12 protein-coding genes are annotated in these 14,383 nt (G+C 61.6%); 4 read left to right on the plus strand and 8 right to left on the minus strand.

Going from position 1 to position 14,383, the window contains the following annotated elements; all coding sequences use genetic code 11:
- Nucleotides 1-100 precede the first annotated feature (100 nt).
- Entirely contained in the window at nt 101-1,291 is a 1,191-nt protein-coding gene (locus tag EFD55_RS07455) for a winged helix-turn-helix domain-containing protein (protein WP_125843965.1), read from the plus strand.
- A 151-nt stretch (nt 1,292-1,442) separates the two neighbouring features.
- Here EFD55_RS07455 and ribB read toward each other — a convergent pair whose 3' ends face one another.
- The 3 genes from ribB to EFD55_RS07470 form a co-directional block, all read right to left on the minus strand.
- The gene (gene ribB, locus EFD55_RS07460) at nt 1,443-2,546 is read right to left on the minus strand and encodes a 3,4-dihydroxy-2-butanone-4-phosphate synthase (RefSeq protein WP_125843966.1); all 1,104 of its coding nucleotides are present in this window, start codon (nt 2,544-2,546) and stop codon (nt 1,443-1,445) included.
- 9 nt (nt 2,547-2,555) lie between these two features.
- Nucleotides 2,556-3,653 (minus strand): chorismate synthase, encoded by a 1,098-nt coding sequence (gene aroC, locus EFD55_RS07465; protein WP_125843967.1) that lies wholly within the window; start codon nt 3,651-3,653, stop codon nt 2,556-2,558.
- A gap of 208 nt (nt 3,654-3,861) precedes the next feature.
- Nucleotides 3,862-7,029 (minus strand): bifunctional diguanylate cyclase/phosphodiesterase, encoded by a 3,168-nt coding sequence (locus EFD55_RS07470; protein WP_125843968.1) that lies wholly within the window; start codon nt 7,027-7,029, stop codon nt 3,862-3,864.
- Between the two features lie 248 nt (nt 7,030-7,277).
- Between EFD55_RS07470 and EFD55_RS07475 the strand changes: the two genes are divergently transcribed.
- The gene (locus tag EFD55_RS07475; RefSeq protein WP_018449305.1) at nt 7,278-7,538 is read left to right on the plus strand and encodes a DUF1344 domain-containing protein; all 261 of its coding nucleotides are present in this window, start codon (nt 7,278-7,280) and stop codon (nt 7,536-7,538) included.
- Between the two features lie 74 nt (nt 7,539-7,612).
- On the opposite strand, the gene EFD55_RS07480 is transcribed toward EFD55_RS07475, so the two are convergent.
- The 4 genes from EFD55_RS07480 to EFD55_RS07495 form a co-directional block, all read right to left on the minus strand.
- Nucleotides 7,613-8,203, minus strand: coding sequence for a histidine phosphatase family protein (locus EFD55_RS07480; RefSeq protein WP_125843969.1), 591 nt, complete (start codon nt 8,201-8,203; stop codon nt 7,613-7,615).
- Between the two features lie 25 nt (nt 8,204-8,228).
- The gene (fabI, locus tag EFD55_RS07485; RefSeq protein ID WP_125843970.1) at nt 8,229-9,047 is read right to left on the minus strand and encodes an enoyl-ACP reductase FabI; all 819 of its coding nucleotides are present in this window, start codon (nt 9,045-9,047) and stop codon (nt 8,229-8,231) included.
- A 121-nt stretch (nt 9,048-9,168) separates the two neighbouring features.
- Nucleotides 9,169-10,347 carry a DnaJ C-terminal domain-containing protein gene (locus EFD55_RS07490; protein WP_125843971.1) on the minus strand — a complete coding sequence of 393 codons (1,179 nt, stop codon included), beginning with the start codon at nt 10,345-10,347 and terminating at the stop codon, nt 9,169-9,171.
- A 286-nt stretch (nt 10,348-10,633) separates the two neighbouring features.
- Complete coding sequence (locus tag EFD55_RS07495; protein WP_125843972.1) at nt 10,634-11,092, minus strand: RT0821/Lpp0805 family surface protein; 459 nt, start codon at nt 11,090-11,092, stop codon at nt 10,634-10,636.
- 65 nt (nt 11,093-11,157) lie between these two features.
- Here EFD55_RS07495 and pdxH point away from each other — a divergent pair, with 65 nt between their 5' ends.
- The gene (gene pdxH / locus EFD55_RS07500; protein ID WP_125843973.1) at nt 11,158-11,778 is read left to right on the plus strand and encodes a pyridoxamine 5'-phosphate oxidase; all 621 of its coding nucleotides are present in this window, start codon (nt 11,158-11,160) and stop codon (nt 11,776-11,778) included.
- A 3-nt stretch (nt 11,779-11,781) separates the two neighbouring features.
- On the opposite strand, the gene EFD55_RS07505 is transcribed toward pdxH, so the two are convergent.
- On the minus strand, nt 11,782-12,819 hold the full coding sequence (locus tag EFD55_RS07505; protein ID WP_125843974.1) for a polysaccharide deacetylase family protein: 1,038 nt from the start codon (nt 12,817-12,819) through the stop codon (nt 11,782-11,784).
- A gap of 221 nt (nt 12,820-13,040) precedes the next feature.
- Here EFD55_RS07505 and EFD55_RS07510 point away from each other — a divergent pair, with 221 nt between their 5' ends.
- Nucleotides 13,041-14,345, plus strand: coding sequence for a D-alanyl-D-alanine carboxypeptidase family protein (locus EFD55_RS07510; RefSeq protein ID WP_125843975.1), 1,305 nt, complete (start codon nt 13,041-13,043; stop codon nt 14,343-14,345).
- Nucleotides 14,346-14,383 lie beyond the last annotated feature (38 nt).

Here is a 14,383-nt window from a genome sequence, read left to right on the forward strand (position 1 = left end):
GATAATTCTGCTTCTATACGGGTAATCGAGCATGATGAAAGAGCAAAACTCGCTGTCGATATCGGGTGGCTAGGAAGATTTTCCGGATTATGATGTAGCCATGACGAATCTGCTTTCCAATTCCGACGCCCGCCGTGTCTTTCTTGCCAAGCAGGGGCTCAGCGCTCCACCAAACCGCGCCTTGACCAAGGCCGGGCTGCTGCAGCTCATCCATGATCTCGGGTTCGTTCAGGTGGACAGCATCCAGACGGTGGAGCGGGCGCATCATCAGATCCTGTTTTCCCGCAATCAGACCTACAGACGCGAGCATCTGACCACGCTGCTCGAAAAGGACGGGGTGTTGTTCGAACACTGGACGCATGACGCGTCCATCCTGCCGAGCGCCTTCTTCGTCTATTGGAAACACAAGTTCCGCCATCAGGAGAAGGTGATCATCGAACGCTGGCGCAAATGGCGCGGCGAGGGCTTCGAGGCGGCGTTCGAGGAGACCTATGAGCGGGTGCAGCGCGACGGCGCGATGCTGGCGCGCGACGTCAAGGCCGACGGCCACGTCTCCGGCGGCTGGTGGAATTGGCATCCGAACAAGACGGCGCTCGAATATTTCTGGCACACCGGCAAGATCGCCATCGCCGGCCGCTCGAACTTCCAGAAGATCTACGATCTCACGGAGCGGGTCATACCGGACGAATTCCGCGAGCCGGAGGTGAGCCGCGAGGAATTCGTCGATTGGGCTTGCCGCAGCGCTCTCACCCGCCTCGGTTTCGCGACCCACGGTGAAATCGCCGCCTTCTGGAACTTGGTTTCGCCTGACGAAGCCAAGGTCTGGGTCGCAGCCCGTCGCGACGAACTGATCGAGGTGATGATCGAACCGGCACTCGGAGGCAAGGCGCGCCCCTCCTGGGCTTTTGCCGATTTCCTCTCGACACTCGACAGCTACCCCGGCGCTCCGCCGCGCATCCGCGTGCTCAGCCCCTTCGACCCGATGATCCGCGACCGCAACCGCACTGAACGCCTCTTCGGCTTTTTCTATCGCATCGAGATTTTCGTCCCCGAGCCGAAGCGCGAATACGGCTACTACGTCTTCCCGCTGCTCGAAGGCGATAAACTGATTGGCCGCATCGACATGAAGGCGGATCGGAAGAAATCGACGCTCGATGTCAAGCGGCTCTGGCTGGAACCGGGCGTGAAGCCGTCGGCTGGACGGCTCGAGAGGCTGGAAGCGGAGCTGGATCGGGTCGCGCGGTTTGCGGGTGTGGAGAAAGTTGTCTTGCTCGACGGATGGAGAGGGTAAAACCCCTCCCCACAAGGGGGAGGGACTAACCCGTGGCGGCGTCCTGCCATCAAAATACGTCGCCAATGCCGCGTCGTCGGGAATGAAATTCGACGGATACCACACCAAAATCCCTCCCCCTTGTGGGGAGAGGTTGGGGAGGGGTCTTTTTCTAGCAGATCTCCGTCTTGCTGATCTTGATGCCGAAACCTTCCAGGCCGACATAGTGTCGCTCGCGGCTGGTCAGCAGCGTGATCGAGCTGACGCCGAGATCCTTGAGGATCTGCGCGCCGAGACCGATTTCCAGCCATTCATTGTCACGGGTCTGGGCTTCGGCATGTGCCTCGCGGCCCTGGCTGCGGGCCTTGCGGCCGTTATCGTAGTGGCCGACCCCGACGGAGCCCTCGCGCAGATAGACGATGACGCCGCGGCCGATTTCGGCGATCTTCTTCATGTAAAAATCGACCGGGCTCTTCTTGCCGAAAAGATCCTCGGCGACATTCTCGGGATGCAGTCGGACAGGGATGTCGACGCCGTCGCGGATGTCGCCGAAGACGACGGCGAGGTGCTGCATAGGGTCCCAGGGCAGGGAATAGGTGTGCGCCTTGGCTTTGCCGAACGGCGTTTCGATGTCGAAGCTCGTGCCGAGTTCGATCAGCGTTTCCTTGCGCTGGCGATAGGCGATGAGATCGGCGACGGACACGAGCTTCAGCCCGTGCTGTTCGGCGAAATCGACCACCTGCGGGCCGCGCGTGACGGTGCCGTCATCATTGACGAGCTCGCAGATGACGCCGATCGGCGGCAGGCCGGCAAGCTTGCAGAGGTCGACGGCCGCCTCGGTATGGCCGGAGCGCATCAGCACGCCGCCTTCGCGGGAAACCAGCGGGAAGATATGCCCGGGGCGGACGAAATCGGCGGGACCAACATTCGGATTGGCGAGGTTGCGCACCGTCATCGTCCGGTCGTCAGCGGAAATGCCGGTCGTCGTGCCGTGCTTGAAATCGACCGAGACGGTGAAAGCCGTCGTATGGGCGGAATCGTTTTCCGCCACCATGGCGTTGAGGTTGAGGCGCCTGGCCTCTTCCTTCGGCATTGGCGCGCAGACGATGCCCGAAGTATGACGCACGATGAAGGCCATTTTCTCTGGCGTGGCGTGCACGGCGGCGACGATCAGGTCGCCTTCGTTCTCGCGGTCGTTGTCGTCCATGACGACGACGATCTCGCCGGCCTCGAAGGCCCGGATGGCGTCGACGACGCGCTTCTGGTCATAAGACATAGGGCACTCCTATTTCAGACGGCCGGTCTGGCCGCGGTCGCGAAGATAATGGTCGGCGATAGCGCAGGCGACCATCGCCTCGCCGATCGGCACGGCGCGGATGCCGACGCAGGGGTCGTGCCGGCCCTTGGTTCGGACTTCGACATTCTTGCCATCGGCATCGATCGACTGGCGCTCGGTCAGGATGGAGGACGTCGGCTTGACGGCGAAACGCGCCACGATCGGCTGCCCGGTGGAGATGCCGCCGAGAATACCGCCGGCATTGTTGGAAAGGAAGATCGGCGTGCCGTCATTGCCCATGCGCATCTCGTCGGCATTGTCTTCGCCTGAAGTTTCGGCGGCGGCAAAACCATTGCCGATCTCCACACCCTTGACGGCGTTGATCGACATCAGCAGCGAGGCGATGTCCTGATCGAGCTTGGCATAGATCGGCGCGCCGAGGCCGGCCGGCACGCCCTCGGCGATCACTTCGACGACCGCGCCGATGGAGGAGCCGTTCTTGCGGATGCCGTCGAGATACTCCTCCCAGACCGGCACGATCGCGGCGTCGGGCGAGAAGAACGGGTTTTGCCCGACCTGGTCCCAGTCCCAGTTGCGGCGGTCGATCTTGTGCTTGCCGATCTGCACCAGCGCGCCGCGCACGGTAACACCCGGCACGACGAGGCGGGCGATGCCGCCGGCCGCGACCCGCGCTGCGGTCTCGCGCGCCGAAGAGCGGCCGCCGCCGCGATAATCGCGAATGCCGTATTTGAGGTCATAGGTATAGTCGGCATGGCCGGGGCGGTATTGCCTGGCGATTTCGCCGTAATCCTTGGAGCGCTGGTCGGTGTTTTCGATCAGCATGGAGATCGGCGTGCCGGTGGTGGTCATCGTCTCGCCATCGGCGTCCAGCATCACGCCGGACAGCACCTTGACGAGATCGTCCTCGCGCCGCTGTGTCACGAAGCGGGATTGTCCCGGCTTACGCTTGTCGAGCCAGACCTGCAGGTCCTCGAGCTTGAAGCGCAGCCCGGGAGGGCAGCCGTCGATGACGCAGCCGAGTGCCGGACCATGGCTTTCGCCCCAGGTGGTTACGCGGAAGAGGTGACCGAATGTATTGTGCGACATGTGTTCCCACGGTGGCGCCCCAGGGCCGGTCGCCGCCGGCCGCGCCATTGCTTGAAAAGGCGCGACACTCATAGGCCAAAAAACCGTCGAGGCAAAAGCCTTTCTTTGCGTCAAACCGGCAGCGGCGGAAATGCTGTTTCCGTCTTTTGTGAACGATGAACGACCCCAGCTCTTTCCGCGAGCGGGGAGACCGGCCGGCCGGCGGCGATCATGAGGCCACCCGCCACCCCGTTCCGGTCGCTTCCGCGGTGAAATCGTCGAAGGAGAGCGGCCGCGAGAAGGCATAGCCCTGCAGGATGTCGCAGCCGAGATCGCGCAGCAGTTCCGCATGGGCTGCGGTCTCCACCCCTTCAGCCACTGTCTCCACGCCGAGCGAGCGGGCGATCTCGATGATCGAGCTGACCAGCGCGCGCTCCTGTGAGGATGCGATGATGGGCTGCACCAGCTGACGATCGATCTTCAGCCGCTTGGGTTTCAGCTTCAGCAGGCTGACGATCGACGTATGGCCGGTGCCGAAATCGTCGATCTCGATATCGATGCCAAGCGCCTTGATGCGCTCGAGGTTGTGCGAGACGACATCCTCGCTCTCGTCGAGAAAAATCGATTCCACCAGTTCGAAAGAGAGTTCGCCCGGACGAATATGCAGGCCGGCGAGCGATTCCAGCAGGCTGCCGTCATGCAGCCGCCGTGCCGAAACGTTGACGGAAACCTTGGGAACAGCGATGCCACGCGCCGCCCAGCGCATCTTGTCGTGCAGCGCCGTTTCGAGGACGATCCGGTCGAGGGTCTGTACGACATTGATCTCGCCGGCGATGCGCAGGAACTTGTCGGGCGAAAGCAGCCCCTTGGACGGATGCACCCAGCGTACCAGCGCCTCCACACCGGTCAATTCCATCGTGCGGGCTGAGAATTGCGGCTGATACCAGGCGGTGAATTCGCCATTTTCGATGCCGGCGAGGATCTCGTCGGCCGTACGCTTGGTGTTGACGATGTCGGCCTGGAGATTGTGATTGAAGAATTCGAAGCGGTTCCGGCCAAGGCTCTTTGCGCGGTAGAGCGCGATATCGGCATTGATCAGCACCTTGCGCGCATCGACATGAATGCCGTTGGCGAGCGCCACGCCGATCGACACGCCGCAGCGGCAGGAAAAACCCTGGAAGTCGATCGGCAGGCGCATCTCTTCGATGATCCGCGTCGAGAGCTCGGCCATATCCCTGTCGCCGACGTCGAAGGCGAGGATGACGAATTCGTCCCCGCCGATGCGCGCGACGACGTCGCTACCGCGAACGTTCTTGGCGAGCACCTTGGAGGCATGCACCAGCATCGCATCACCGGCGGCATGGCCGAGCGTGTCGTTGATTTCTTTGAAGCGATCGAGATCGATGTGCAGGATCGCAAATTTCTGCCGCTGCCCGCGACCGTCATGGGTCAGGTTCGCCAGTGCGATGTCGAGCTTGCGGCGATTGGCGAGCGCGGTCAGCGGATCATGCAGCGAATTGTGCTCGATCCTGTTCTTGGCAAGCTCGAGCTCGATGTTCTTGGCGACCGCCTCGTCCTTGGCCGCCTTCAGCCGGATCGTCATCAGCACGTCTTCAGTGGCGTCGAAGGCGATGCCCATGATCTTCATCTCGCCGCTCGCCGTCTGGTGGACCTTGCCGACCGAGCGCACATAGCGCACCGAACCGTCATCGGCGATCACGCGGCAGACGAGAGTATGGGTATCGCCGCTTTGCTTGAAGTAACGGGCGCTTTCGAGCGCTAGGCTGCGGTCCTCCGGGTGGATGCGGCTCAGCCAGGTTTCCTCGGTCATGAAACCGTTGCGGGGCGGGAGGCCGTAGAGCTCGTGCATCCGCTCGTTCCAGATCGAGCCGCCTCGGCCGGGTCGCGCCTCCCATATGCCGCATTGATAGGAATTGAGCGCAAGGTCGAGCCGGCTCGAAAGCTCGGCGAGCTGCCCTTCGCGGCTCGAGAGTTCTTCCAGCGCCAGCTCGAGCTCGGCATTCTTGACCTCGCTCGTATCCTTGGCCTTGCGCAGCGTGTCGGTAGTCTCCGCATCGGCGGTTACGTCCCAGACGATGCCGATCGTTTTGCCGGTGCCGCCGGCATCCGTATAGAAGGCGCCGGCCGAGCGCAGGTAGCGAATGCCGCCGTGGGCAAGCATGATGCGGTATTGTCCCGTGCAGGCAGCACCGGCGATGCTGCAGCTGAAGAAATGCACTTCGGCGATTTCACGGTCCTCGGGCAGGATTGCCGCCAGCCATTCGTCGAGCGGCCAGCTTCCTTCCGTCGCCGGCTTGCCGTGCAAGGCTGCGGCGCGCGCGTCCCAGAGCACGCTGCTTGAATGGTCCTGCAGCTCCCAGATGCCGATATTTGAGGATTGGAGCGCCAAATTGAGGCGCTGCGACAGTTCCAGCAGTTTCGCCTCGCGCGCCACCAGTTCGCTGATGTTGCGGTTGCGCTCGCCGAGCAGGAGTGTGGCGAAGAAGATCGGAATGATGATGATGCAGCTGGCGGCGGCGATGATCAGGCGCAGCTCAGTGCGGTTTTCGGGTATTGCCTCCCAGCCGTTTTTCGGGACGACGGAAATCTCCCATCTGCCGCCGGCAAAGCCGATTTCCCGGTGCACCGGATCCTTGTCGTAAATATCGGGCGAACCGAAGAAAGGCGCCGACGCGGCGGCAGGCGAAGCCATATCCCTGATGGCAATCGAAAGATGGTCGAGATGCGAGTAGCGTTCCCGGTTCTCGCGGTCATGGGCGGGCTTCAGTCCTGTCGCCTCGTAGAACATGTCCTGATCGATGACGACCTCGACCGCCCCCCAGATGCGCCGCTGGCCGTTCTCCTTGGCGAAAACCGGGAAGAAGATGGCAAAGGTGTTCCGTCCGTCCGTCTTGATAGGGCCATAGAAGCGCGCCGACTGGTCGCCGGCCGCGCGCGTGATCGCCTGGCGCAAGAAGAGAGCCTCGCGCACGTCCCGGCCGATCCCATTGTCGGATTGTGGCGGGTAGATGCCGCTGACGATGAAGTCAGGGGCGACGGCGATATGAATAAAAGGCGGGTTCTGGATCAGCAGCCAGTTGATCTGGCGCTCCATCTCCTCGCTGTTTGCAGCGCTGCTGACGGAGATCAGGTTCGAAAGATCGCGGACGATGCTGAGGTCCATGTTGATCTGCGCCATGACGCGGGCGCGGATGAGATTCGTCTCGTTTTCGGTGCGGATATGAAGTTCGCGCACATAAGACGCAGTATTGGCGCGGTCGAGTCCGACGCCGATCATGATGACGACGAGGGCAACAAGCGATGAAACCAGAAACGAAACGCGGGTATTCTTCAACACGCGCCGCAACTGCTTGCTGTCGCTAAGCCTGGATAGCAAAATTAAACCCTCATGTTCGAAGCGACTGTAGGGCGCAGGGGTTAATTTACGATTGCCCGATGGATGTCGAAAAGTCGTGAGGCGGGAGAGGCAGGGTTACCGCGGCATCTTGATTATGTTTAAAATCCTATTCATCAATTGGGCGGGAAAAGCCATTCTTACGGGCAATTTTCGCCATATTCAGGAGCTTATCTGTGGCCAGTCATTTTTCCGTGCAGATCGTGCAGCGTTTCAAAAGGATTGTCGCCATGCGTTTCGTCGTCGCCACGCTCTTGGCAACAGCAAGCTTCCTGTCGCCGATGAGCGGTTTTGCCGAGAGCGCCGATGTCGAGGCGACGATCAAGAAGGTCGACACAACAAATCTCGTGCTGACGCTCGATGACGGCAAGACCTACCAGGCGCCCGAAGAATTCAATTTCGACGGCCTCGAAGCCGGCGTGAAGGTAATCGTCTTCTATACCGAGGTCGATGGAAAGCGCGTCATCAACGATCTCGATATCGTCAAGTAGGCGGGCCTGATTGAAGCGCGTCGCGCTCGAACAGGATCATGCGACGCACTTTCTTTTGTTCTGTCCCCGGGTGCTTACAGCCAGACGATCGTCCGCTCGGCGGTTTCGATCCTGACAATGCGGTCCTGCGGGATTTCGCCTTCCGCGGCGCTGCTCTTCGGCAGATCTGATATCGCCTGGAAAAGCGTGCGGATGACGCCGCCATGCGTCACGCAGACCGTCGGTCGATCGACGGAGGCGAGCCATGAGCCCGTGCGCCAGGAGAGGATTTCATAGCTTTCAGCGTCGTCGCCGGGCGGAATGAAATCCCATTTCGAGGCGTTGCGCTCCGCCACCCGCTCGCGCTGTGTCGCCTTCAGTTCCTTGAGGGTCGAGCCCTCCCAGTCGCCGAAGGATATTTCCACCAGCCGGGGATCGGTGCGGTAGGCAAGCGGCGGCAGGCCCATTGCGGTGCGGATGATCTCCATGGTCGCCCGTGTCCGCTTGAGCGGGCTTGCGACGAAATCGAATTCGTCAATCTTCTCGCCGAGAATGTCCAGGAGTGCGAGGCCGTTGCGACGGGCCTGTTCCAGGCCCGTCGCGTTCATCGGGATATCTTTCTGACCCTGCAGGCGACGCTCAGCGTTCCAGTCGGTCTGGCCGTGTCTGATCACGTAGATAAGCACGGTCTCGGCTCCGTTTATGGAGTGGTCAGTCCTTGATGACGGAAATATCAGGCGCGTCGACAGCCTTCATGCCGATGACATGGTAACCGCTGTCGGCATGATGCACTTCGCCGGTGACGGAGCGCGAGAGATCGGACAGCAGATAGAGGCCGACATCGCCGACTTCCTCGATGGTAACGGTACGGCGCAGTGGTGCGTTGTATTCGTTCCACTTCAGAATATAGCGGAAATCGCCGATGCCCGAGGCGGCAAGCGTCTTGATCGGACCGGCCGACACGGCGTTGACGCGGATGTTCTTCGGCCCGAGGTCGACGGCGAGATACTTGACGCTCGCTTCGAGCGCGGCCTTGGCGACGCCCATGACGTTGTAGTTCGGCATCACCTTTTCCGCACCGTAATAGGTGAGGGTGAGCATCGAGCCGCCTTCCGTCATCAGCTTCTCGGCGCGGCGAGCGACCGAAGTGAACGAATAGACGGAGATCTGCATCGTCTTGGTGAAATTATCGGGTGTCGTGTCGACATACCGGCCGGTCAGTTCGTCCTTGTCGGAAAAACCGATCGCGTGCACGATGAAATCGATCTTGCCCCAGAGCTTTTCGACATTCTCGAAAACGGCATCGATCGTGGCTTCGTCGCTGACATCGCAGTGGCCGACGAGCGTCGCGCCGATTTCGGCGGCGAGCGGCTCGACGCGCTTCTTCAGTGCATCGCCCTGGTAGGTGAATGCAACTTCTCCGCCCTGCGCATGAATGGCCTTGGCAATACCCCACGCAATCGAACGATTGTTGGCGACACCCATGATGACGCCGCGTTTGCCTGCCATGAGGCCGGATGCTTGAGCCATATTTCGCTCCCTAGGAATCTGATTGATCCTGCCTATGGCATAGGCCGTTAATCGGTTCAAGCTTGGCCTGGATCATCAACTGTTAGGGATCGTAACAAAGGGTGCGAATGTCATGAAAATTTCACAAGAACAGGCCTTCGCGCATGCTTCTCATGAGATCGGTGACCTTATCGTCGGGTTTTTCCCACAACATAATGCGCAATTCGGCCACGAGATCGCCTCTTCCACCTTCTTCGCGGGGCAGTCCCTGGCCGGGAATCCGGATGGTCTTGTCCGAGCCGGACCATGCGGGAATGGTAACGTTCAGCGGCCCGTTCGGTCCGTCGATGCGGGCCTCGGTGCCGAGCACCGCATTTTCGATGCTGAGCGGCAGCACGGCGTGCAGATCGAAACCGTCGACTGTGAAGCGCGGATCGGGCGCGATGCGGATATTGACCACTGCGTCGCCGCGCTGCATGCCCGGCAGCTTGAAGCCCTGTCCCTTGAGCCGCACTTCGTGACCATCCGTCGTGCCTGCCGGCAACGCAAAGCCGATTTCGCGGCCCTCCGGCAGTGACGTTGTGATCCAGCCGCTCTTCAATACGTCGTCGATCGTGACCGTCGCCGTCGTCACCTCATCTGGGGCTTTTTCCAGGCCCGTATCCTTGGCGCCGGTGAAACGGCGGACCAGCGACGTCAGGATGCTAAGCGGCAGCGAAAGGTTGGCGCCGGCATTCGCCGCGCTCTCGCCGGGCTCTTCCTCGCCCTTGATATCGGCCTCAGCGGCCTCGCCATCCATGCGCTTGCCGGCTTCGGCCTGCGTCTGCTGGTTCTGTGTCTGTTGGGTTTGCGCCTGCCGGGCGCGGGGCTGCGCCTGGCCGCCTGCCGCAGCGCGGGCCTGAGCGCCGAAGATGCGATCGACTATCTCGTCGGCTGCTTCGCCTGTACCTGCCTGTTGCTTGGAGCCTTCGGCGGCCGCCTTCTGGGCGGCTCGCGCCAACTCTTCCATCACGCGCTCGGCATTGGCCTGCGCCGCCTTGGCGCGTATCGCCGCCTCGCGCGCAGCCTGCCGCTGCTGCATGATCGTCTGTTCCTGTTTCTTGGCTTCCGCCATCCGCACGGCGTTGTCGAACAGGCTGCGTTTGCGGGGGTCCTTCAGCGTTTCATAGGCGCGGCCGATCTCGGCGAACCGGGCCGTCGCCGTCGGGTCGCCCTGATTGTGGTCGGGATGGGCTGCCTTGGCCATGTTGCGCCAGGCCGCCTTGATCTCGTCTGCCGCCGCGTCGCGCTTGACGCCTAGAATTTTGTAAGGATCGCGCATGTCAAAACCGCCGGTGTTGCGATGCGGGAAGCCTTATCCTTGCCCGGCATCCCGAAACTCCAAATATCACTTGCGCGGCGCCACCCGCCGCAAAGGCAGGAAGAGCCACTCTCGACACTGATCGTGCGGCCGAGTTGCTAATCACTTCTTATTTCTGTGGAGAGATGTGGGGTGTTTTGTCGTAAATGGTTAGCTCTTTGCTAAGCATTCGCCCGAACAGGGCCGGATATTAACCTGTCGGCCGGCCCGATCAGCTTTCCCGTCGAAATTAGCTTTCCGGCTGGAATTAACTTTCCGGCTGGAAACTCAAGAGCTGCCAGTTGCCGCCGCCGACGAGGCACGTCTTGCCGTAGAATTTGGCGATGCCGACATAGGAATGCCGTGTCGTGCGGAACTGGCGGCAGACCTGGCCTGCTTCATTGTTCTCGACGATCGTCTCGATGACACCGGCGCTGCCCGTCGATGCGTTCGCCCAGGGAAGCGGCTGGCCTTCGAGCCTTTGCACGTCGGCCGAGGTCACGGCGTTGCGCACGGTCATCTCGTCGGAGAGCGTGTCCGTGCTCGGCGGTGTCTGCGGCACGGTGCCGGTTGCCACCGACCGGTCCACTTTGGCCTCGCTCAGAAAATCCATGCCGGTGCCAACGCAACCGGAAAGCGACAGCATCGCGACGGCCATGACGAAGAACGAACTGCTGCGTTGCCGCAGGCCCTTTGTATGGCGATTTGACTTTGCTATGACTTCCACCCTGCATCCTGTCCAGTTATCAAAAGCTGGGCGAGTTTTGAATAATCCGGGGCATTTGAGCTAATATGTCGGCAAACGAGTTAACAAGCGGTGACTTTACCGAAAGCGGCGAACCCTTCAAGCTTTTTGCTGAATGGCTCAGGGAAGCGGAGGCTTCCGAACCAAACGACCCGAATGCTGTGGCTCTCGCAACCGTCGACGAGGATGGTCTTCCCAATGTCCGCATGGTTCTCCTGAAAGGATTCGATGACGACGGATTCGTCTTCTACACCAATTTCGAGAGTCATAAAGGTCGCGAAATCTTGGGGCAGAAAAAAGCGGCCATGTGCTTTCATTGGAAAAGCCTGCGCCGCCAGGTGCGGCTGCGCGGTCCCGTCGAGATCGTGAGCGATGCCGAAGCGGATGCTTATTTCAAGACGCGTGCGCGCGGCAGCCGCATCGGCGCCTGGGCCTCCAAGCAGTCGCGTCCGCTCGAAAGCCGTTTCGCACTGGAAAAGGCCGTGGCTGAATATACTGCTCGTTATGCCATCGGCGACATTCCGCGCCCCGCCCACTGGTCCGGCTTCCGCATTCGCCCGACCTCGATCGAATTCTGGAAGGATCAGAAATTCCGCCTGCACGACCGCATCGAATTTCGCCGGCCCTCGCCGGAAGGTGAATGGACAAAAGTGCGAATGTATCCCTGAAGGTTAACGGCCCATGAGCTTCAGCGGTATGCCGGAGGCGAGTGCGGAAACGTAACGTCGCTTCTGATAGAAGCCATTGAGCGAAATGCGCGGCAGATAGGCGGTTCTGCCCGCCGCCGGCAATCCGGGTTGCGTGGTAACCGCGACAGCAAAGCCGAGTTTGCCTGATATGCGCGCCTCGCGGCCAGTCGCGGCATCCGGTGTACCGTAGGGATAGGCGATCGTAGCGGGACGGATGCCCGTCAGCGCCTCAACATAATCCGCCGAAACCTGCATCTCGATTCGCGCTTCGGCTTCCGGCAGGCGGGCAAGCGCGCGATGGCTGATCGTATGGGCGCCGAGCGCTGCGAGCGGACGTCTGGCGAGCCATTGCAATTCGTCGGGCCTCATCGCCAGATCTCGCACGATATCCGTCGGCTCGATGCCGGTTTCCCGCGCCAGCGTATCGATGGCGGTGACGGCATAGGCCTCGTCGGAGCGGTGGATGTAAGCGGCGAATCGGTCGAAGGCATCCCATTGCTGCCGCGGGCTGTCGAGCGCCAGCCGCTCCATGCCGCGGCCGAAATCGAAGCGGATTTCTCGCATCTGGCGCAGCAGCACGGCGAGCGTCTCCCACCAGATGCTGTGCGAGGCCTCGGCAAAACCCTTGGTGACGAACACCGTGAATGGCGCCCGGTGCCGCTCGAAGACCGGCAGCGCATGCTCCAGATTGTTGAGGTAACCGTCGTCGAGCGTGAAGGCCGCGAACGGTCGCCCGTCTTCAGGTTCCGCCAGCAGCGCCGGCACCGCATCGAGCGGTACGAAGCGATAGCCCTCCCGCGTCAAGCGCTGCAGCGCAGTGTCGAGAAAGCGGGGGGTGATTTCAAGATGCGCATTCGGCTCGAAGGCCTGGGGCACGTGCGGGCGGACATGATGCAGCGTGAAGACGACGCCGCGCCCACGCGCAGCTCGCATCAGGCCGGCAGAGGCGAGCAGCCAGGAGGCTTCCAGCCCGGCGCCGATCGCCGCGCGTTTTGCCAGTCGCTTCCATTGTCCCGTCATGCGGCGTTCGTCCCCTGCGTTCGCCGGAAGTTAGCAGGCTCGCCTTAAGCCTTGCTGAATCCCGGAGCTGCACAGGTCTTTTTATGTCCGGTTAACCAAGACGATGAAAAGACTAGAAAAATGGTAGGCGTTGCCTCAAAGTCGCGCCAAACTTGCGGCTTCTGTCACATTACGGGACAAATGCCGGCCGTGTCGGGAGCCGGAGCATCAAGGGGAAGTGCATGAGAAAGCTTTTGGCGGCTGTTTTGACCGTGACGCTTGCCGTTTCGGCGCCTCTTGCTGCGCTTGCCGGCAGCGCTTCACTGGTTCTTGATGCCCGCACCGGCAAGGTTCTCGCCGCCGAAAACGCCGATACGCTGAACCATCCGGCGTCACTGACGAAGATGATGACGATCTATCTCACTTTCGAGGCCTTGAAGCGTGGCAAGATCGCTTGGGATACGCCGATCGCGGTGTCGAAATACGCCGCCGCGCGGCCGCCGACCAAGCTTGGCGTCAAGGCGGGCGGCACGATCACCGTGCGTGAAGCGGTCTATGGCATGATCGTCAAATCCGCCAACGATGCCGCCTCCGCCATGGCTGAGAAGCTCGGCGGCTCGGAAAGCGGCTTTGCCCGGATGATGACGGCAAAGGCCCGCCAGCTCGGCATGAGCCGCACCGTCTTCGTCAACGCATCAGGTCTGCCGGACAGCAGCCAAGTCACCACGGCGCGCGACATGTCGACGCTCGCCATCGCCCTGATGAAGAACTATCCGAACGAATACCGGCTGTTTTCGGTGGCAAGCTTCAATTTCCGTGGCCGCATCGTGCGCGGTCACAACAATCTCATGTACCGCTACCAGGGCATGGACGGCATAAAGACGGGTTACACCAATGCATCCGGCTTCAATCTCGTCAGTGCCGTGAAGGATGGCAACCGCCGGGTGGTCGGCGTCGTGCTCGGTGGCCGTACTGCCCGCAGCCGCGACGACAAGATGGCGGCATTGCTCGACCGTTATCTCGGCCGCGCTTCGTCTTCCGGCGTCGCCGGGCTGATGGCGAGCGTCGGCGCCAAGGAATCCGTTGAAGTCGCGTCCGCCGCCGATGCTCCGGTGCCGCTGAACGCACCGCGCTCGGCCGGCAAGGCCGAGCCGAAGAACCTCGCCCCCAAGAGCCTGGCGGCAAACAGCCTGGCCTATGCCGACGATGCCGTCGTACCGCTGGACCGTCCCGCCGCAATGGACGAGATCCTGGCGGCCGGCAAGGCGCCGAAGACTTCGGCAGAGAAGGCTGATGGAAACTGGCAGATCCAGATTTCGGCCGCGCCGAGCGCCGATGCGGCGCGCGCGCTTCTCGCCCAGGCGCAGTCGGAAGGAGGCGCACCGCTCGTTTCCGCCTCGCCCTATACCGAGGCGGTCGGGCAGGGGGCAAACAAGATCTACCGCGCCCGCTTCGTCGGCTTCGCCAGCAAGGACGCTGCGGAGTCGGCCTGCGATGCGTTGAAGCAGCGGTCTTACGATTGCATGCTGCTGCCGGACCACGGCTGACCGCCGCCGCGCTCTGGACAATCATCGGGAATCAGCGT

The organism is Rhizobium pisi (assembly GCF_003938655.1).
Lineage (GTDB): Bacteria > Pseudomonadota > Alphaproteobacteria > Rhizobiales > Rhizobiaceae > Rhizobium > Rhizobium pisi.

Bases quoted from the DNA above. Each gene is read 5' to 3' on its own strand.
- EFD55_RS07455 (WP_125843965.1), top strand. From the start codon at position 101: ATGACGAATCTGCTTTCCAATTCCGACGCCCGCCGTGTCTTTCTTGCC.
- ribB (WP_125843966.1), bottom strand. From the start codon at position 2,546: ATGTCTTATGACCAGAAGCGCGTCGTCGACGCCATCCGGGCCTTCGAG.
- aroC (WP_125843967.1), bottom strand. From the start codon at position 3,653: ATGTCGCACAATACATTCGGTCACCTCTTCCGCGTAACCACCTGGGGC.
- EFD55_RS07475 (WP_018449305.1), top strand. From the start codon at position 7,278: ATGCGTTTCGTCGTCGCCACGCTCTTGGCAACAGCAAGCTTCCTGTCG.
- fabI (WP_125843970.1), bottom strand. From the start codon at position 9,047: ATGGCTCAAGCATCCGGCCTCATGGCAGGCAAACGCGGCGTCATCATG.
- EFD55_RS07490 (WP_125843971.1), bottom strand. From the start codon at position 10,347: ATGCGCGATCCTTACAAAATTCTAGGCGTCAAGCGCGACGCGGCGGCA.
- pdxH (WP_125843973.1), top strand. From the start codon at position 11,158: ATGTCGGCAAACGAGTTAACAAGCGGTGACTTTACCGAAAGCGGCGAA.
- EFD55_RS07505 (WP_125843974.1), bottom strand. From the start codon at position 12,819: ATGACGGGACAATGGAAGCGACTGGCAAAACGCGCGGCGATCGGCGCC.
- EFD55_RS07510 (WP_125843975.1), top strand. From the start codon at position 13,041: ATGAGAAAGCTTTTGGCGGCTGTTTTGACCGTGACGCTTGCCGTTTCG.